A 19,911-nucleotide genomic window follows, 5' to 3' on the forward strand; every position below is an offset into this window, starting at 1 on the left:
CTATTTGACCTCGACCACAGTGCCCTGCAAACGCTGCAAGGCTTCGTTCACCGCTTGCGGCATGAGTTGACGCAGGCAGTTGTAATGACCGAAACGGCATGTGCGATCGAAGCACGGACTGCATTCGATGCCCAGGCGCACGATCTCGACGTGCTCGGCCAGTGGCGGCGTGAAACCCGGCGACGTCGAGCCGTAGACCGCCACCAACGGGCGATTCAGTGCGGCGGCGACGTGCATCAGGCCGGAGTCGTTGGACACCACCGCGTCAGCGCAGGACATCAGGTCGATGGCTTCGGCCAGGGAGGTGCCGCCGCTGAGGTTCACCGACTCTTCACGCAGACCGGGAATCAGCCGCGAACGGATGTCTTCGCCGACGGCGTGATCGTTTTTCGAACCGAACAGCCAGACTTGCCAGCCTTCGCGGATCTTCGCTTCGGCAACCTTGGCATAGTGCTCCGACGGCCAGCGCTTGGCTTCGCCAAACTCGGCACCGGGGCACAGCACCAACACCGGGCGGTCGAGAGCCAGGCCGAACTTGGCCATTGTCGCTTCTCGAGTGACCGGGTCGATCTGCAGGCTCGGTCGTGGGTAAGGTGTCGGCAGCTCGGCACCGGGCTCGTAAGCCAGGGCCATGAAGCGTTCGATCATCAGCGGATAACGTTCTTTATCCAGCGTGCGCACGTCATTGAGCAGGCCATAGCGGAACTCGCCACGCCAACCGGTACGTTTCGGGATGCCGGCGAAGAACGGCACCAATGCCGACTTCAGGGAATTGGGCAGCAGGATCGCCTGGTCGTACTGGCCGGCCAGGGATTTGCCGATGCGCCGACGCGTCGCCAACTCCAAAGCACCGTGACCGAGCGGAAAGCTCAAGGCCTGGCGTACTTCGGGCATGCGCTCAAGAATCGGCCGGCTCCACTCGGGGGCCAGCACGTCGATTTCGCATTGCGGGTGGCGCTGCTTGAGACACTGAAACAGTGTCTGCGCCATCACCATGTCACCGACCCAACTGGGCCCAACGATCAGAATTTTCATGTGGTTTCCATAAACGAGCCGGGGAGGCATACGCCTCCCCGCCTCGAGAATCCAGCACCTGCAGCCTTGGCTGTCAGGTCATTTGGACGAGCCGGTTGGGGCTCGTCGGATCAATTTCATACACAACCAGTGCGGTGCAGCTTAGCGCCTTCAATCTACCAAACACCGCAGATCCAGTGTGGGAGCGAGCCTGCTCGCGATGGCGGCCTGACAGTCAGCATAAATGTTGAATATGACGGCCTCATCGCGAGCAGGCTCGCTCCCACAGGGGTATCAGGTGTTGCAAATATCCCGTTTCAGCTTAGCCCCAGCTCGCGCCAGATCCGCACTACCTGCCGCCGTTCGTCCACGAACTGGTCGCCCGGTATCACCCCGGCGTCCTTCTGCAAGGCCTGCCGGTGAGCGGCTGAACGATAGGCTTTATAGGCCTCGCGCAACAGGCTGGCGTCTTCGGCGGGCATCAGCCCTTCCTCCTCCAGCCCTTCCAGAATGCGGATATTGTCGGTCCAGCGCAGCAATGGCGGGTGCGATTCGGACCACGCCAGGGCCGCGTATTGCACCATAAATTCAATATCGACGATACCTCCGGCGTCCTGCTTGAGATCGAATGGCGCCGTGGCCTCGAAGGCATTTGCCCCGGTGCCCGCCGCGGTGCTCTTGCTGCCAAGGTTATCGCGCATTTTGGCGCGCATCTCACTGACCTCCTGGCGCAAGGTTGTAAGGTCCCGCGGCTTGCCCAATACCGCCGCGCGGACTTTCTCGAACGCCTGGCCGACGTCCGGACTACCCACCAGCACGCGCGCCCGCACCAGCGCCTGATGCTCCCAGGTCCAGGCTTCATTTTCCTGATACCGGGCAAACGCACCGAGCGAACTCACCAGCAACCCCGACGCGCCGGACGGCCGCAGACGCATGTCCACTTCATACAGCTGACCGGAGTTGGTCTGGGCCGTGAGCAAGTGAATGATCCGCTGCCCCAGCCGGGTGAAAAATTGCGCGCCGTCGATAGGTTTCGGCCCGTCGGTTTCCGCCTGCGGGTCGCCATCGTGGATGAACACCAGGTCCAGGTCCGAACCATGCCCCAGTTCCAGGCCGCCGACTTTCCCATAACCGACAATGATGAAGCCGGGATCACACAAAGTGCCGTCGGTACGCAGCGGCGTACCGTATTTGGCCACAGTCTGGCGCCAGGCCAGGGCCAGCACTTGTTCGAGGATCGCTTCGGCGAGCCACGTCAGGTAATCACTGACCTTCATCAACGGCAGGCTGCCGGCTATTTCCGAAGCGGCGACGCGCAAGCGGTGCGCCAGTTTGAAATGTCGCAGGGCTTCCATCTGTTGTTCGAGATCGTCTTCGGGAATCCGCGTCAAACGCTCGCGCAATTCAGCGGCCAGTTCCGGCGCCAGCGGCGGTTTGAACAGTCGACCTTCGTTGAGCAATTCGTCGAGCAGCAGCGGGAAGCGGGTGATCTGTTCGGCGATCCACGGGCTCGCGGCGCACAAGGTCAACAAACGTCGCAGCGCACCGGGATTCTCGGTCAGCAACACCAGATACGCGGAACGACGGGCCACGGCTTCTACCAGCGGCAAAACCCTTTCCAGCACCAGATCCGGATTGGCGTGCTCCACGGCCTGAGCCAGCAACCGCGGAATAAAGGCATCGAGGCGCTCACGGCCCAGTCGCTGCATCGCCCGCAATTGCGGACTGCTGCGCAAGCCAGCCAAGGCTTTCAGGGCTTTGGTGGCATCAGCGAAACCGCCCTCTTCCAACTGACGGCAAGCGGCCTCTTCGTCCTGAGCCTCTTCCCACAACGGCAGCCATTCACCGCCGACCACCACTTCGCTTTCGGTGCCTTGCTCTTCGTCGGGGTCGGCGATCACCTGGCCGAAGTGCCACGCCACGCGACCGCGCCAATACATAAGTTGTTCGTGGAAAGCGCTCCAATCAGCGAAGCCCAGCATAAAGGCAATGCGCGCCTGATCCTGCGTACCGTCCGGCAGCATCTGGGTCTGGCGGTCGGCGATCGCCTGGATCGCGTGCTCGGTGTACCGCAGGAATTCGTAGCCTTCGCGCAGCTCGCTGATCACCGCCGGCGGCAGGTAACCCTGACCTTCCAGCGTGCTCAGCACTTTTAATAGCGGACGTTGCTGCAAGCTCAGGTCGCGGCCGCCGTGGATCAGCTGGAACGCCTGGGCGATAAATTCGACTTCACGAATGCCACCGGAGCCGAGTTTGATGTTGTCGGCCATGCCCTTGCGCCGGACTTCCTGCTGAATCAGCTGCTTCATGGTGCGCAGCGCTTCGATGGCCGAGAAGTCGAGGTAACGCCGGTAAACGAACGGCCGCAGCAGGTCTTGCAATTGCGCGCCGGCCACTTGATCGCCGGCCACCACCCGCGACTTGATCATCGCGTAGCGTTCCCAGTCGCGGCCCTGATCCTGGTAATACTGCTCCAGCGCGTTGAAGCTCAGCACCAATGCGCCCGCCGAACCGTAAGGCCGCAAGCGCATGTCGACGCGGAACACGAAACCGTCGACGGTCATCGGGTCCAGAGCCTTGATCAGGCGCTGGCCGAGGCGAATGAAAAACTCCTGGTTATCCAGCGAGCGTTTGACGCCGACGGTTTCACCGCCTTCGGGATAGGCGAAGATCAGGTCGATGTCCGACGACAGATTGAGCTCCACCGCGCCGAGCTTGCCCATGCCGAGAATGACCATCTGCTGCGGCTCGCCACTGCGTCGGCCGGTCGGTACGCCGAACTGCTGACAATGGCGCAAGTACAACCACTGATAGGCCTGATCGATGCTGGCATCGGCCATGTCCGAGAGGTCGCGGCAGGTCTGGATCAGATCGCACTGACGCGTCAGGTCGCGCCAGATGATCCGCACTTGATGACGGGTACGCTGACGACGCAGGGCGCGACCGAGCGCATCGTCGGTTTCCGCTGCATTCACCGCGGCCGCAATCTGTGCGCAGCGTTCGCCGGGCGCAAAACTTCGGTCCAGCTCACCGGACTGCACCAACTCCAGCAACATCAACGGGTCACGGACACTTTGTTCAATCACGAAGTCGCTGGCAGCGGTGACGCGGGCGAATTGCGCCCAGCGTTCAGGCGTCCAGCCGGCCAGGCCATGGTCGTCGGGAAGCACAGCGACGGCCGCACGGAACGACTGCTCGGCGCGGGTGACAAATGGCAGGAGGATGCCAGGCAGTCCGGCAAGCGAAGGGAGGCTCATGGTCTATCCTTGATCGGCGTGTAGAGGGCTGCATGTAGTGATTCGCGAGAATGCACTACCTGATCGACTGTCGAACAAAGGTTAGAAATAGCTGAAATTTCTTTATTTTTGGCAGACAGCATCAAGCTTTCACCTTTTCTGGTTGGCAAAAGACCAACCTTAACGATTATTCTCACAACGCAGCTGGAGGCCACAAGCCGCTCATCTGTAGTTTTACTACTCGTATATACATTCGAAAGGCTGAAATGCCCGATGATTTGTAGTAAAACTACACGCCGCCGGAACAACCTCTCGGCAATCCAAGAATTTATATCGTCTGCCCACAAGGCCAGTCGCAAACTCAGGCAACCGATTCTGGAAGCCTTTCCGCCCTGGAGCAAGCCATGCAAGACCTCGATCCCGTCGAAACCCAGGAATGGCTGGACGCCCTGGAATCGGTTCTCGACAAAGAAGGCGAAGACCGCGCTCACTATCTGATGACCCGTATGGGCGAACTCGCAACCCGTAGCGGTTCGCAATTGCCTTACGCCATCACCACGCCATACCGCAACACGATCCCCGTTACCCACGAAGCACGCATGCCTGGCGACCTGTTCATGGAACGCCGCATTCGCTCGTTGGTACGCTGGAACGCGATGGCCATGGTGATGCGTACGAACCTGAAAGATTCTGACCTGGGCGGTCACATCTCCAGCTTCGCCTCCAGCGCAACCCTGTACGACATCGGCTTCAACTATTTCTTCCAGGCCCCGACCGACGAACACGGCGGCGACCTGATCTACTTCCAGGGCCACACCTCGCCAGGCGTTTACGCCCGTGCGTTCATGGAAGGCCGCATCACCGAAGACCAGATGAACAACTTCCGCCAGGAAGTGGACGGTCAGGGCCTGTCGTCCTACCCGCACCCATGGCTGATGCCTGATTTCTGGCAGTTCCCGACCGTATCCATGGGACTGGGCCCGATCCAGGCGATCTACCAGGCACGTTTCATGAAGTACCTGGAAGCCCGTGGCTTCATCCCTGAAGGCAAGCAAAAAGTCTGGTGCTTCCTGGGCGACGGCGAGTGTGACGAGCCGGAATCCCTGGGCGCGATCTCGCTAGCTGGCCGCGAGAAGCTCGACAACCTGATCTTCGTGATCAACTGCAACCTGCAGCGCCTTGATGGCCCGGTTCGCGGCAACGGCAAGATCATCCAGGAACTCGAAGGCGTGTTCCGCGGTGCTCAGTGGAACGTGACCAAAGTCATCTGGGGCCGTTTCTGGGACCCACTGTTGGCCAAAGACGTCGACGGAATCCTGCAACGTCGCATGGACGAAGTCATCGACGGCGAGTACCAGAACTACAAAGCCAAAGACGGCGCGTTCGTTCGTGAACACTTCTTCAACTCGCCAGAACTCAAGGCGATGGTTGCAGACTTGTCCGACGACGAGATCTGGAAACTCAACCGTGGCGGTCACGACCCGTACAAGGTCTACGCGGCGTACCACGAAGCGGTCAACCACAAAGAACAACCGACCGTCATCCTGGCCAAGACCATCAAAGGTTATGGCACCGGTGCCGGCGAAGCGAAAAACACTGCGCACAACACCAAGAAAGTCGATGTCGACAGCCTGAAGTTGTTCCGCGATCGTTTCGACATTCCGGTCAAAGACGAAGAACTGGAAAACCTGCCGTTCTTCAAACCGGAACCAAACAGCGCTGAAGCCCGTTACCTGAGCGAGCGCCGCACTGCACTGGGCGGTTTCGTGCCACAGCGCCGTGCCAAAAGCTTCGACATCCCGACGCCACCGCTGGATACCCTCAAGGCAATCCTGGACGGCTCGGGCGACCGTGAAATCTCTACCACCATGGCCTTCGTGCGGATCCTCGCGCAGCTGGTCAAGGACAAGGAAATCGGTTCGCGCATCGTTCCGATCATCCCGGACGAAGCCCGTACCTTCGGTATGGAAGGCATGTTCCGTCAGTTGGGCATCTACTCGTCCGTCGGCCAGCTCTACGAGCCAGTCGATAAAGACCAGGTGATGTTCTACAAAGAAGACAAGAAGGGCCAGATCCTCGAAGAAGGCATCAACGAAGCGGGCGCCATGAGCTCCTTCATCGCTGCCGGTACTTCGTACTCCAGCCACAACCAGCCAATGCTGCCGTTCTACATCTTCTACTCGATGTTCGGCTTCCAGCGTATCGGCGACCTGGCCTGGGCCGCTGGCGACAGCCGCACCCGTGGCTTCCTGATCGGCGGCACCGCCGGCCGAACCACGCTGAACGGCGAAGGCCTGCAACACGAAGACGGTCACAGCCACATCCTGGCTGCCACCATCCCGAACTGCCGCACCTTTGATCCAACCTACGGCTACGAGCTGGCGGTGATCATTCAGGACGGCATGAAGAAGATGACCGAACAGCAGCAGGACGTTTTCTACTACATCACCGTGATGAACGAGTCCTATCAGCAGCCAGCCATGCCGGCCGGTGTCGAGGAAGGCATCATCAAGGGCATGTACCTGCTCGAGGAAGACACCCGCGAAGCGGCGCACCACGTTCAGCTGATGGGCTCCGGCACCATCCTGCGCGAAGTTCGCGAAGCGGCGAAAATCCTGCGTGAACAGTTCAACGTCGGCGCTGATGTGTGGAGCGTTACCAGCTTCAACGAACTGCGTCGCGATGGCCTGGCCGTAGAGCGCAGCAACCGTCTGCACCCGGGCCAGAAGCCTAAACTGAGCTATGTCGAAGAGTGCCTGAACGGCCGTCAAGGTCCGGTCATCGCGTCTACCGACTACATGAAGCTGTTCGCTGAGCAAATTCGTCAGTGGGTCCCGTCCAAGGAATTCAAAGTCCTGGGCACCGACGGTTTCGGCCGCAGTGACAGCCGTAAGAAGCTGCGTCACTTCTTCGAAGTCGACCGTCATTTCGTGGTGTTGGCAGCCCTGGAAGCCTTGGCTGACCGTGGTGATATCGAACCTAAGGTGGTGTCTGAAGCCATCGCCAAGTTCGGGATCAACCCGGAAAAACGCAACCCACTGGACTGCTGAGGAGACACTCTGTGAGCGAACTCATTCGCGTACCTGACATCGGCAGCGGTGAAGGTGAAGTAATCGAACTATTTGTGAAGGTCGGCGACCGTGTGGAAGCCGACCAGAGCATCCTGACGCTTGAGTCGGACAAGGCGAGCATGGAAATCCCTGCGCCCAAGGCCGGCATCGTCAAAAGCCTGAAAGTGAAGCTGGGCGATCGCCTGAAAGAAGGCGACGAACTGCTGGAGCTGGAAGTCGAAGGTGCCGCTGCCCCCGCCTCTGCACCGCCCCCTGCGGCTGCGGCTGCGGCTGCCGCTGCGCAGGCGCCAAAAGCTGAAGCAAAACCGGCAGCTGCTCCTGCCGCCGCGGCTCCAGCTCCAGCTGCCGCGCCTGCTGCTGCCAGCGTTCAGCAAGTGCACGTGCCGGACATCGGTTCGTCGGGCAAGGCCCAGATCATCGAGATCCAGGTCAAGGTCGGCGACACTGTCGCGGCTGATCAGTCGCTGATCACCCTGGAATCCGACAAAGCCAGCATGGAAATTCCATCGCCTGCCGCTGGCGTGGTCAAGGCCATCAGCGTCAAGCTCAACGACGAAGTCGGCACCGGCGACCTGATTCTGGACCTGGAAGTGGCGGGTGCCGCGGCACCGGCTGCGGCCGCGCCAGCTCAGGCGGCGGCACCTGCTGCCGCTGCTCCAGCGCCAGCCGCTGCGACCCCGGCTGCACCGGTTGCCGACAGCGTTCAGGACATTCATGTCCCGGACATCGGCTCTTCGGGCAAGGCCAAGATCATCGAAGTCCTGGTCAAGGCCGGCGATACCGTTGAAGCCGATCAGTCGCTGATCACCCTGGAGTCCGACAAGGCGAGCATGGAAATTCCATCGCCTGCCGCTGGCGTGGTGGAAAGCGTTTCCATCAAGCTGGATGACGAAGTCGGTACCGGCGACCTGATCCTGAAGCTGAAAGTCAAAGGCGCTGCGCCTGCTGCTGCCAAGGCTCCGGCCGCTGCTGCACCGGCTGCTTCTGCTCCAACCGCCGCTGCGCCTGTTGCTCCGGCACCGGCAGCACCGGCAGCTGCACCGGCCAAGCCCGGCGCCAAGGTTCATGCTGGCCCGGCTGTACGCCAACTGGCCCGTGAATTCGGCGTCGAGCTGAACGCGGTCGGCGCCAGCGGTCCGCACGGTCGCATCCTGAAAGAAGACGTGCAGGTTTACGTCAAAGCCATGATGCAGAAGGCCAAGGAAGCACCGGCCGCTGCTGCAGGCGCAACCGGTGGCGCGGGCATCCCGCCGATTCCGGTCGTGGACTTCAGCCGCTTCGGTGAAACCGAAGAAGTGCCGATGACTCGCCTGATGCAAATCGGCGCGTCGAGCCTGCACCGCAGCTGGCTGAACATTCCGCACGTGACTCAGTTCGATTCGGCTGATATCACCGACCTGGAAGCGTTCCGTATCGCTCAGAAAGCCGTTGCAGAGAAGGCCGGCGTCAAGCTGACCATCCTGCCGCTGCTGCTCAAGTCCTGCGCGCACCTGCTCAAGGAACTGCCGGACTTCAACAGTTCGCTGGCACCAAGTGGCAAGGCGATCATCCGCAAGAAGTACGTGAACATCGGCTTCGCGGTCGACACCCCTGAAGGCCTGCTGGTACCGGTCATCAAGAACGTCGATCAGAAGAGCCTGTTGCAACTGGCAGCCGAAGCCGCTGTGCTGGCCGCCAAAGCCCGCGACAAAAAGCTCACCGCTGACGACATGCAAGGCGCCTGCTTCACCATTTCCAGCCTCGGCCACATTGGCGGCACCGGCTTCACGCCGATCGTCAACGCGCCGGAAGTGGCGATCCTCGGCGTTTCCAAGGCAACCATCCAGCCAGTCTGGGACGGCAAAGCCTTCCAGCCGAAACTGATGCTGCCGCTGTCGCTGTCCTACGATCACCGTGTGATCAACGGCGCCGCTGCTGCACGCTTCACCAAGCGTCTGAGCGACCTGCTGGCGGACATTCGCACCATTCTGCTGTAACACCGATCGGTCCTCCTTCACCGGAGGGCCCGTCGCGTTCCACGTTTTCCGAGCGCCACGCTCGTACCTCAACCCCGCCAATTTGGCGGGGCTTTTTTTGCCTGAAAGAAAGCCATCCCCGTTCAGCACTCCAAGTACCAACTGCCAAAGGCCGCGCTCGCTGTAGCAGCTGTCGAGCTGGCGAGGCTGCGTTCGGCTGCGTAGCAGTCGTCAAGCCAGACTTGAGTTGCATCAGGCAAACCGCGTCAGCCGGATTCACGACTGCTACGCAGCCGAACGCAGCCTCGCCAGCCCGACAGCTGCTACAGATCGCATTAGGGCTGAACTGAGTGGCATTGGGCCCTCCCTCCGAGTTTTATTCCTACATTCATGGCTTACGCCGCCTACAACTTGAGTCCACTTCCGCCCGATATTTTTTGCGAGCCAAAAACTAATCTTAGTTTGGAGAATTTCCAATAGACACTTCGACAACTTAATCTGCTTAGTTAGCATTACTTCGAATGGATTCGAACATGTTCAAACCGACTGTCGGCCCTATTATTGGCCATACCACAACTAACCACGCACGCATATTCTTGCGCGGCGAACTTCAAAACAATGCACCCGTGTTTGCAGGCATTCGTTATCGCCGGCCCGGTGAAGAGCGCTGGTCCCACGGTGTATTTGCAAAGTTGACGATCGTGCGGGATATGTCCGATGTCATCGCACTCAACGACCTTGCCACCGATACCGAGTACGAATACCAGGCAGGCTGGTTCAGCACGATGAGCCCGGTGCATACCGTGGAAACGGTTCAGGAACTGCCGCTGCAATGGCCGCGCGATATCTACCGGTTTCGCACACGCTCAAGCAAAGCCACGATTCCACGGGCCTATATCGTCGGTTCATGTCGTTACCTGCGCATGACCGCTGGCATCCCGTCCGCACCGCATCTGGGAGATCGAATTTTCGCCTCGATCACCAATCTGGTGCAGCAGGCCGAACCGCCCATCAGCGCCATGTTGATGACCGGCGATCAAATCTATGTTGATGACTTGAACGTTATTGCCCCCGACCGGGAGTTCAAGGCAATACTCAGTAAGTACCGCGCGGCGTTTTCCCAGCCCAACATTGCAAAATTAATGTCTGGCGTGCCGACTTACATGATCCTCGACGATCATGAAATTGAAGATAACTGGCCCGTCAACGAAAGTAAGGCCGATGCCTATTTATACAAAAACGCGATGGCGGCGTATGAGTTGTATCAAGCCAGCCACAGTCCGGCGCATGAACTTCTTTCCAACGGGCAAATAAATAGAAAGCTGGAACAGTATTGGTATCAATTCACCGAAGGCGATATCGAATGGTTTGTCACTGACAGTCGAACCCGACGCAACTTGTCGGCCAATGATCGACGCATCCTCGACGAAGAGCAGGAACAGGCCTTGTGCAAATGGCTGATTCACAGCCCGGCCAGAGTAAAGTTCGTGGTCACCAGCGTGATGTTCTATCCCGACCGCAAAGCCCAGGGCGATGACGCGTGGAAGGCCTTTCCCGAACAACGTCTGCGGCTGCTGGAAACAATTCGTACACACCGCATCAAGAACGTCTTCTTCGTTTCCGGTGATGTCCATGGCTCCCTGACCAGTCGCCTGACTCACAGCGAAGACCCGGACTTCGAGATGCACACCATCGTCTCCTCACCCTTGTGCAACAGCAAACTGCTGCCGTACGCCAAGGCCTCCACCTTCAATCTCGATCAACGATTGGCGCGAACACCCGCTGGCGACTATCGGCATGAACTGACCAGTCAGGTGGTCAGCGAGGACAACTTTGCCCATGTGGTCGTTGAGGCCGAACAGGTTCGAGTCAGTTATCACGACCGGGATGGCCAGCTGCTGCAATCTGTAGGCATTCCTTTGCGTTAATCCCAACCTGTGGCGAGGGAGCTTGCTCCCGCTTGAGTGCGCAGCGCTCACAAGATTTTTGGGCCGCTGCGCAGCCCAGCGCGAGCAAGCTCTCTCGCCACAGGGTTCCAACGATTACTTTTAGCCATCCACTGGAGAAATCCTGCCGCCGGCCGACATATTCTTATAGCACTTGGCCTTCATGTCTCTTGTCAGTCAGTGTCGCAATGATGCAACCTTGCCGCAGGTAACAGTAAAGAGGGCGCGAGCCCGGCGCGATCAGCCTATTCGAAGTGAGTTTCCCTCCATATGAAGAGCCAACCCGATGCCGCCAGCCGTATGGTGGCCGAGGTAGTGACGCAGTTGCCTGTGCCCTCGCGGCTCGGCATGCTTCGTTTCGAACGGCTGAATGAAGCGAGCTGGGCGCTGCTGTTTCTCGATCCCAATTGCGAACGACAGTTCGGCCTGCCGGCTGTGGAACTCTGTGCTCTGGTCGGCTCACCCTACGCCAGCCTGATGGAGCCCGAAGCGCGCTATCAGCTGCATGACGCAGTTCAGCAACAACTCACCGAAAGCCCGCATTACCTGATCCGCTACACCCTGCACACCGCCGCCGGCGCCTTGAACCTGCTGGAACTGGGCGAGGCCTACAAACAACACAATCGACACCTGCTGCGCGGCTACCTGCTGGTGGTCGACGGCCTGTTCGAGGGTGAACAGCGGCTGTCGGCCCTGGACCTCGAAACCCAGAACTCTCGCCTGCAAATCGCCCTGGAACTCAATCAGCGCGCCCAACAGGAACAGCTTCAGCACCTGGACCGGGTGCGCGCCCAGCAAGACTTGATCCTGCTGCTGACCCGCCAGCGCTACAGCAGCAATAACTCCCTGAAAGAAGCCGCCGAACTGATCACTCGCAGTGCCTGTGACATCTACGAAATCGACTGCGCCAGCCTGTGGAACCTCGAAGGTTCACTGCTCGTGCCGATTTCGGCCTATCGCCGCGTCAGCCAGGAATACCTGCTGCCGGAGTCGATCGACGTCAGTCTCTTCCCTGATTATCTGGATGCCTTGCACACCGGCCGCGCCATCGACGCCCACAACGCCATGCGCGACCCGCGCACCCGGGAAATGGCCGAACACCTGCGCCCACGCGATGTGAATGCGATGCTCGACGCCAGCATCCGCGTCGATGGCCAAGTGGTCGGCGTACTGTGCCTGGAACAGACCGGTATGACCCGCGCCTGGCAATCGGACGAAATTGCTTTCGCCGGTGAGTTGGCGGATCAGTTTGCCCAAGTCATCAACAACCACAACCGACGCACCGCCACCAGCGCCCTGCACCTGTTCCAGCGTGCGGTAGAGCAAAGCGCCAACGCCTTTTTGCTGGTGAATTGCGATGGCGTGGTGGAATACGTCAACCCGAGCTTCACCGCGATCACCCAGTACACCACCGAAGAAGTCCACGGCCAGCGGCTGTCGGAACTGCCTGCACTGGAAAACCTCAGCGAGCTGCTGTTCGACGCGCCCTCGGCGCTGGCCAAGAGCAACAGCTGGCAAGGCGAGTTCAAAAGCCGCCGTAAAAACCTCGAACCCTACTGGGGCCAGTTGTCGATTTCCAAGGTTTACGGCGACAACCGCGAGCTGACGCATTACATCGGCATCTACGAAGACATCACCCAGACCAAGCTCGCCCAGCAGCGCATCGAGCGTCTGGCGTATACCGATAACCTGACCAACCTCGGCAACCGCCCGGCCTTCATCCGCAACCTTGATGAACGTTTCGCCCGAGACAGCGATACCCCGATCAGCTTGTTGCTGGTGGACATCGACAACTTCAAACGGATCAACGACAGCCTCGGCCACCAGACCGGCGACAAACTGCTGATCAGCCTGGCCCGACGCCTGCGCAACAGCCTGAGCCCGAGCGGCAGCCTGGCGCGGTTCGCCAGTAACGAATTCGCCGTGCTGCTGGATGACACCGACCTGCGTGCGGGCCAACAGATCGCCAATCAATTGCTGGCGACCCTCGACAAGCCGATGTTCGTCGACAACCAGCTGATCAGCGTCACCGGCTCTGTGGGCCTGGCCTGCGCGCCGTTGCACGGTCGCGACCCGCAAACCTTGATGCGCAACGCCGGTCTCGCGCTGCACAAGGCAAAGGCCAACGGCAAACATCAGGTTCAGGTGTTCACCGAAGCGCTGAACGCCGAAGCCAGCTACAAACTGTTCGTCGAAAACAACCTGCGCCGCGCCCTGACCCAGAACGAACTGGACGTGTTCTACCAGCCCAAACTCTGCCTGCGCAGCGGTCGCCTGTTGGGGATGGAAGCGCTGCTGCGCTGGAACCATCCGGAAAAAGGCATGATCCGCCCGGACCAGTTCATCAGCGTCGCCGAAGAAACCGGGCTGATCATCCCCATCGGCAAATGGATCGCCCGCCAGGCCTGCCGCATGAGCAAAGACCTGACCGCCGCTGGCCTGGGCAATCTTCAGGTGGCAATCAACCTGTCGCCCAAGCAGTTCTCCGATCCGGACCTGGTGTCGTCCATCGCCAACATCCTCAAGGAAGAAGCGCTGCCGGCAAACCTGCTGGAACTCGAACTCACCGAAGGCCTGCTGCTGGAGGCCACCGAAGACACCCACTTGCAGCTCGATCAGCTCAAGCGTCTGGGCCTGACCCTGGCCATGGATGATTTCGGCACCGGTTACTCGTCGCTCAGTTACTTGAAAAAATTCCCGATCGACATCATCAAGATTGATCGAAGCTTCATCCACGAAATCCCCGACAACCAGGACGACATGGAAATCACCTCCGCGGTGATCGCCATGGCCCACAACCTGAAACTCAAGGTCGTGGCTGAAGGCATCGAAACCGCTGAGCAGTTGGCGTTCCTGCGCCGTCACCGCTGCGACGTCGGCCAGGGTTACCTGTTCGACCGTCCGATCCCGGGCACCGAGCTGATCGAAAAGCTCAAGCGCTATCCGCGTGGCCCGATCGCCTGAATGCTCTTTCCGCCTAAACACAAAACCCTGTGGGAGCGAGCCTGCTCGCGATAGCGTTGTATCAGGCAGCATCTACGTCACTGACACACCGCTATCGCGAGCAGGCTCGCTCCCACAAGGGCACAGGGGGGTAGTGATTAACTTGGCATCATTGGGCAAACTGGCGGTCTGTGTATTTACATTCCAACCTGACTGAGAGGACTGATCATGGTTCTGCGCTCGGAAATTCTGGTGAACAAAAACGTGCTCCCGACTAAAGAACAAGCTCTGCCTGGCCGTGAAACCCCAATGACCGTGCCGGAAAAACACTTCGTCCACGACGCCCCGCTGCTGGGCCCGTTCGCGATGGACGTGGATTTCGCGATCTTCGGCCTCGGCTGCTTCTGGGGCGCAGAGCGCAAGTTCTGGCAGCGCGAAGGCGTGGTCAGTACGGCGGTGGGTTACGCCGGCGGCTTTACGCCGAACCCGACGTATGAAGAAGTCTGCTCGGGCCTGACCGGCCACAGCGAAGTGGTACTGGTGGTCTACGAGCCGGCAAAAGTAAGCTATGAAGAGCTGCTGAAGATGTTTTGGGAATTGCACAACCCGACCCAGGGCATGCGCCAGGGTAATGACATCGGCACGCAGTACCGCTCGGTGATCTACGCCACCAACCCGACTCAGTTGGCAGCCGCCAAGCACAGCGAGCAAGTGTTCCAGGCCGAGTTGACCAAGGCTGGCAAAGGCACCATCACCACCGAAATCGAAGAAGCGCCGACGGTCTACTTCGCCGAGGCTTATCACCAGCAGTACCTGGCGAAAAACCCTGAAGGGTATTGCGGGATTGGCGGTACAGGCGTGACTTGCCCGATCTGACTTTCGGGCCCTGAAAAGCTTCGCGGGCAAGCCTCGCGCCTACGGTCACACCGACCTGTAGGAGCGAGGCTTGCCCGCGAATGCGTCCTGTCAGACGCCATCAATGCATCTGATCAGGCGATCAACTCTCAGCGATCAACCAATCCATCTGCCAACCACCCTGGGTCTGCCCCAACTTCTTGGACAACCACGGCAGCAACTCACGCAATTCTTCTTCCAGGCCCCACGGCGGATTCGCAATCGCCAACCCCGAGCCATTCAGACTGTTCGGCGTATCCAGCGGATGCACCAGCAACTCGACCCGCAACAACTTCGGTGCGCCCGTACCCGCCAGATCCTGATAAAAACGACGCAACATGCGCTGATCCTTCACCGGGTACCAGATCGCCGCCACCGTCTGACGCATCCGGCCAATCGCCTCTTTCAGCGACGCCGCGCAGCGCTGCATCTCATCCAACTGCTCGAACGGCGGATCAATCAACATCACCGCCCGCTTCTCCTGCACCGGCAACATCGCACGCGGCACATGCCAGCCTTCGCCCAAGTGAACCTTCACCCGACGATCACCGGCCATGTTGTCCTTGAGCAGCAAGCCGTCTTCGGGGTGCTTCTCGTTGAGCATCACCCGATCCTGCGGCCGCGTCAGCCGCCGCGCCAACTCCGGCGAACCCGGGTAATAGCGCAACTGGCCATCCGGGTTCATGTCGTGCAGCACCTTCATGTAATCCGCGGTCAACGCCGGCAGATCCGGCTGATCCCACAAACGCGCAATACCTTCCAGGTACTCACCGGTACGACTCGCCTGATCACCCTGCAGGTCATACAGACCAATGCCGGCGTGAGTGTCGAGATAGGCAAACGGCTGCTCTTTGCGCGACATCAAAGCGATGATGCGGGTCAAAGTCAGGTGTTTGAACACATCGGCGTGATTGCCGGCATGGAAGGCGTGACGATAATTCATGATTGCTCCTGCGAAGGGCGGGAAGTTTACCTTGTACCGAGGCGAACGTCAGGACCTCACAGCCGAGCGGGCAGTTGCAGCACTCATAAAGGGAAAACACACCTCAGCTAGGCCGCAACACGATCTGTAGCAGCTGGCGAAGCCTGCGCTCGGTTCGGGCCGCGTTCGGACGCAGCAGTCGTGAGGGTGTCCTAGATTTTGTGTAAACGGGATTTTTATTAAACCGTTAACAGCCGATCTTCGAACTGGATACTGAAGCGATTCAAGGCCGCTTTCCAGTCCCGGATCGGCATCGTCCACTTCTTGCTGATGTTGTTCAGCGCCAGATAAAACAGTTTCATCACCGCGTCATCGGTCGGAAATGAGGCGCGCGTTTTGATCACTTTGCGCAGGCTCATGTTGATCGATTCGATGGCATTGGTGGTGTAAATCACCTTGCGAATTTCGGCTGGATAGTCAAAAAACGGGATCACCCGAGCCCAGTTTCGCCGCCATGACAGGCTGATCGACTGGTACTCGGCATCCCATTTGGCTTCAAATTCGCAGAGTCGTTGTTCGGCCAATTCGGCGGTTGCCGAGGTGTAAATCAGTTTGAGATCAGCCGCCACCTCTCGCTGCTTTTTCCACGACACGAAGTTCAAGCTGTTGCGCACCATGTGCACGATGCACAGCTGAACGACGGCTTTTGGGTAGACGGCTTCAATGGCTTCAGGGAAACCTTTGAGACCGTCCACGCAGGCGATGAAGATGTCCTGCACGCCCCGATTCTTGAGTTCGGTCACCACTTGCAGCCAGAACTTCGCGCCTTCGGTTTGAGCGATCCACAGACCCAGCACTTCCTTGTGACCGGCCATATTGACGCCGATAGCCAGGTAAACCGCCTTGTTGCGCACGGCGCCAGCGTCACGCACTTTGACGTGAATGCAGTCCAGATAGAGGATCGGGTACAGCGCGTCCAGTGGTCTGGCTTGCCACAGCTTGACCTCGTCACTCACCGCGTCGGTAATCGCCGAGATCAGGCTGGGAGAGACCTCTGTGCCGTACATTTCCTGTAAGTGAGCCTGGATTTCTCTGACACTCAAACCGCGAGCGTAGAGAGAGATGACTTTGTCATCGAAGCCCGTCCAGCGGGTTTGATGCTTGGCCACCAACTGCGGCTCGAAGGACGCCTGCCGGTCGCGAGGGATGTCGAGCGGCAGTTCGCCGAAGTCGCCCTTCAGGGTTTTACCGCTGTGACCGTTGCGCGCATTGGCGGCGGTGTTGGTGATCGCTGCGCTTTTGTCGTGCCCCAAGTGTTCGGTCATCTCGGTTTCAAGGGCCCGCTCCACCAGCATCTTGGTGAGCTGTTTGAGCAGGCCGTTTTCGCCGATCAGATCTTCGGGCTTTTTGTAGTTGGCCAGCAGACTGTCGGCCAGTTTAACCAGTTCAGGATCAGGCTTGACTCGTTTGGCGCGCTTGGGTTTTGGCTCGGTCATTGGATTTCCTTGGGGTAGGCAGTCTCCTGCCAAATGACCGTTTACACAAAACTAATTACACCCTCGCAGTCGTAGAATCAGAGCTTGCGGTGTTTCAGGTGCACCGTGCAGGCAGGGTTTACGACTGCTGCGCAGCCGAACGCAGGCTTCGCCAGTTGCTACAAAAACGTGCGTATCAACTTAACTGAACAGCATCAGCGAAAGCCCCCGGCCCTACTCCGAAGACCGAGCCTTCAATCGTCGCCCTAACACATCCAGCACATCACACCCATCCCGCAACGGAATGGCACAGAGCAAAGCAAAATCACTAAGAATGAAGGACTGACACTCGATCGAACCACGCATGGACAAGTTCTCCATCACTTGGGTGACGGCGCGAATTCGGTAGTTGGCAGCGTCATACAAAACATCCAACGGCGCTTGGGTGTCGACGAACAGGGTTGGCATGTCGTCGCAATTGCTGGTGAGCGCCATGAAGCGGCTTTTGGGGTGGGAGATTGGTTTTTCGTAGGGTGGATCGGGGTGAAGAGCTTTCATATTCAAGTTCCAAAGGCAATAAATAGGAACTGCCGTCAGCCTCCTACAGGCCAGGGTGGCAGCTATGCGCGGGGTAGGAATATCGAGGCCTTTGGAAAACTCGACCACGCCGAAGCGTGCCCGCGCACAACCGCCGCAACTGATCTTACGGACGCACGTCAACGGCCGCAAACCAAGCTTCGACGCTAATACATTTCCAACGACTTTGAAGGGTTCCTACACCCTGCCACTGAATTTTCAGTGACCACCAGAGACTATCGATGGAATGCATTTCAAACCAGTTCATGGAAACCGATACGAGTTGAAGGAAACTTCCGATGACTTTGCCCAGAAATTTCGCGATTGTTGCGAGACCTCTAAACAGCTGAATCAGTCTGTGGTGCTAGCAATCAACGCGCTAATAGTTCGACGCTTGGGATTCCAGATCGTGAGACACCACACTCCCCACCACTCCAAGCCTGCATCAAAATAATTGCTCCATGACTCGACACGTTCAATGGTGTCGTCATAACCATGCAGACCTGTATTGAGCCGTTCGACCCAATTCACCACTGAGACATCATCTATTTCTCTTAACCCAAGGAGTTCGCACCATTTGAGAAAAACCGACTGCGCCTCTGTCTCCCCCCCTTTAAACCGAGCACGATACGGAGGATTTACAAAGCAGGCGTATAGCGCTAATCGCTCAAAAATATCGTCTTTATCAGTGGAAGTCAGATGCCGCACCTCATCCCGACTGAGTGGAGTAGCTATGGCATTTTCCAAATCCCAACTAATCAGCGGCTCCGGATAATCCTCATATTTTGGATCTTTGATGTGATTTTCGTTCCACTCCATCGCCTCTGTCATCAGCATCTCATGAAGCGCTATCAACGCCTGTCGATGCATGCTTTCACCAGCTTCAATCTCAGATTCCGGTGAAAGAACCACAAACTTGAACACGCATCCGGCGCTATCCATTCGTTCACGCAATGATGCAGTACTTTCTTTTTCAACAACCTTCAACAAAATAACCAACCTCTAAAAAGCTGAATCCATCTAATCAAGTACAAAACCGGCGCGAATTTCCGACGTTGAGCAATAGACCCAGCTCGCACTGCTTAACTATCCGCATCAGTCTCAAACAAACTGAGATCTGTTTTTCTCCGACAGCTCCAATAAAACTCAAGCACGCAGCTAGTTTCATCATGCCTAAAATCCATAATTTGCTTGTATAACGATTGAATAGCAGGATCGGCGATGTTTTTCATACTATCGATCACCAAACATGCTTCGTAAACACGCACCGCCACTTCTTCAACTTCCAACATGTAGTCTTCCAGAGACTTAATCCCAAGAAATCGAGAAAAATGAAACGGCAGGTCCCTGCCAGACCGAAACACATTGCATAGACTGAGAGCTAACAGATCAGCAAAGTATGATCGAGCTCTACAGTCCGGATTCGAAATCAACTCTAAAATTCCTGCATCTCCACACTCTCCTAAAATATTCATATCAACAGCATCAGGATCCTCCGCGTAGTCATCGTCAAACAACTCCGCGTCTGTCTCTCTACAAGTCCAGCGTTTGAAATCATCAAACGACCATCTTCCCTCAATAACTTCAGGCACAATTCATGCTCCATCATTCTTCGACTGATATCACTTCAAACGGCCCAGCAGCACACTAAGTCAAAGGAAACATATTTATTCTATGTCCGTAAACCCCGTAACTTCCATCAGAAAGAAACGTCTATTCGATCTACCTTAACTTTTACGAATCGCCCGTTCAGACGAGGATAGTCGTAGTGAATCTCCTGATCCGAAAAATCCACAAAAGATCGAAACACCCCCATCCAAACACCCATAAAGCGCGCATGAAAATCCGTCATCTTTCATTTCTATCAGTGTAGTGACTG

Annotated in this window: 12 protein-coding genes; 5 read left to right on the forward strand and 7 right to left on the reverse strand. The window is 58.0% G+C overall.

Features of this window, described 5'->3' with window-relative positions:
• Both waaF and glnE read right to left on the reverse strand, forming a co-directional pair.
• A complete protein-coding gene (gene waaF / locus ACYZUA_RS00125) occupies positions 1 to 1,035 on the reverse strand; it encodes a lipopolysaccharide heptosyltransferase II (protein WP_461961614.1) in 1,035 nt (344 codons plus the stop codon).
• Between the two features lie 296 nt (positions 1,036 to 1,331).
• Positions 1,332 to 4,271: a bifunctional [glutamate--ammonia ligase]-adenylyl-L-tyrosine phosphorylase/[glutamate--ammonia-ligase] adenylyltransferase gene (gene glnE / locus ACYZUA_RS00130; protein WP_461961615.1), complete on the reverse strand. Its 2,940-nt coding sequence runs from the start codon at positions 4,269 to 4,271 to the stop codon at positions 1,332 to 1,334.
• Between the two features lie 383 nt (positions 4,272 to 4,654).
• Here glnE and aceE point away from each other — a divergent pair, with 383 nt between their 5' ends.
• The 5 genes from aceE (at position 4,655) to msrA (ending at position 15,041) form a co-directional block, all read left to right on the forward strand.
• Positions 4,655 to 7,300, forward strand: coding sequence for a pyruvate dehydrogenase (acetyl-transferring), homodimeric type (aceE, locus tag ACYZUA_RS00135; RefSeq protein ID WP_461961616.1), 2,646 nt, complete (start codon positions 4,655 to 4,657; stop codon positions 7,298 to 7,300).
• A gap of 11 nt (positions 7,301 to 7,311) precedes the next feature.
• On the forward strand, positions 7,312 to 9,297 hold the full coding sequence (gene aceF / locus ACYZUA_RS00140; RefSeq protein ID WP_461961617.1) for a dihydrolipoyllysine-residue acetyltransferase: 1,986 nt from the start codon (positions 7,312 to 7,314) through the stop codon (positions 9,295 to 9,297).
• A gap of 512 nt (positions 9,298 to 9,809) precedes the next feature.
• Entirely contained in the window at positions 9,810 to 11,204 is a 1,395-nt protein-coding gene (locus tag ACYZUA_RS00145; protein WP_461961618.1) for an alkaline phosphatase D family protein, read from the forward strand.
• Positions 11,205 to 11,492: 288 nt separating this feature from the next.
• Positions 11,493 to 14,186 (forward strand): putative bifunctional diguanylate cyclase/phosphodiesterase, encoded by a 2,694-nt coding sequence (locus ACYZUA_RS00150; RefSeq protein WP_461961619.1) that lies wholly within the window; start codon positions 11,493 to 11,495, stop codon positions 14,184 to 14,186.
• Positions 14,187 to 14,393: 207 nt separating this feature from the next.
• A complete protein-coding gene (msrA, locus tag ACYZUA_RS00155) occupies positions 14,394 to 15,041 on the forward strand; it encodes a peptide-methionine (S)-S-oxide reductase MsrA (protein ID WP_461961620.1) in 648 nt (215 codons plus the stop codon).
• Between the two features lie 121 nt (positions 15,042 to 15,162).
• Here msrA and ACYZUA_RS00160 read toward each other — a convergent pair whose 3' ends face one another.
• From ACYZUA_RS00160 to ACYZUA_RS00180, 5 genes are all read right to left on the reverse strand, one after another.
• Entirely contained in the window at positions 15,163 to 16,002 is an 840-nt protein-coding gene (locus ACYZUA_RS00160) for a 23S rRNA (adenine(2030)-N(6))-methyltransferase RlmJ (RefSeq protein ID WP_010464314.1), read from the reverse strand.
• A gap of 218 nt (positions 16,003 to 16,220) precedes the next feature.
• Positions 16,221 to 17,477, reverse strand: a complete 1,257-nt coding sequence (locus ACYZUA_RS00165) for an IS256 family transposase (RefSeq protein WP_240890573.1) — start codon at positions 17,475 to 17,477, stop codon at positions 16,221 to 16,223.
• Between the two features lie 213 nt (positions 17,478 to 17,690).
• Positions 17,691 to 18,014, reverse strand: coding sequence for a hypothetical protein (locus tag ACYZUA_RS00170; protein WP_461961621.1), 324 nt, complete (start codon positions 18,012 to 18,014; stop codon positions 17,691 to 17,693).
• Positions 18,015 to 18,383: 369 nt separating this feature from the next.
• The gene (locus ACYZUA_RS00175; RefSeq protein WP_461961622.1) at positions 18,384 to 19,022 is read right to left on the reverse strand and encodes a hypothetical protein; all 639 of its coding nucleotides are present in this window, start codon (positions 19,020 to 19,022) and stop codon (positions 18,384 to 18,386) included.
• 92 nt (positions 19,023 to 19,114) lie between these two features.
• Positions 19,115 to 19,624, reverse strand: a complete 510-nt coding sequence (locus tag ACYZUA_RS00180; protein WP_461961623.1) for a hypothetical protein — start codon at positions 19,622 to 19,624, stop codon at positions 19,115 to 19,117.
• Positions 19,625 to 19,911 lie beyond the last annotated feature (287 nt).

The sequence above is a fragment of the Pseudomonas sp. LS2P72 genome (genome assembly GCF_054897865.1).

Coding starts and splice junctions, on each gene's coding strand:
- ACYZUA_RS00160 (WP_010464314.1), bottom strand. CDS start 16,002: ATGAATTATCGTCACGCCTTCCATGCCGGCAATCACGCCGATGTGTTC.
- ACYZUA_RS00145 (WP_461961618.1), top strand. CDS start 9,810: ATGTTCAAACCGACTGTCGGCCCTATTATTGGCCATACCACAACTAAC.
- aceE (WP_461961616.1), top strand. CDS start 4,655: ATGCAAGACCTCGATCCCGTCGAAACCCAGGAATGGCTGGACGCCCTG.
- ACYZUA_RS00150 (WP_461961619.1), top strand. CDS start 11,493: ATGAAGAGCCAACCCGATGCCGCCAGCCGTATGGTGGCCGAGGTAGTG.
- ACYZUA_RS00170 (WP_461961621.1), bottom strand. CDS start 18,014: ATGAAAGCTCTTCACCCCGATCCACCCTACGAAAAACCAATCTCCCAC.
- ACYZUA_RS00165 (WP_240890573.1), bottom strand. CDS start 17,477: ATGACCGAGCCAAAACCCAAGCGCGCCAAACGAGTCAAGCCTGATCCT.
- glnE (WP_461961615.1), bottom strand. CDS start 4,271: ATGAGCCTCCCTTCGCTTGCCGGACTGCCTGGCATCCTCCTGCCATTT.
- msrA (WP_461961620.1), top strand. CDS start 14,394: ATGGTTCTGCGCTCGGAAATTCTGGTGAACAAAAACGTGCTCCCGACT.
- waaF (WP_461961614.1), bottom strand. CDS start 1,035: ATGAAAATTCTGATCGTTGGGCCCAGTTGGGTCGGTGACATGGTGATG.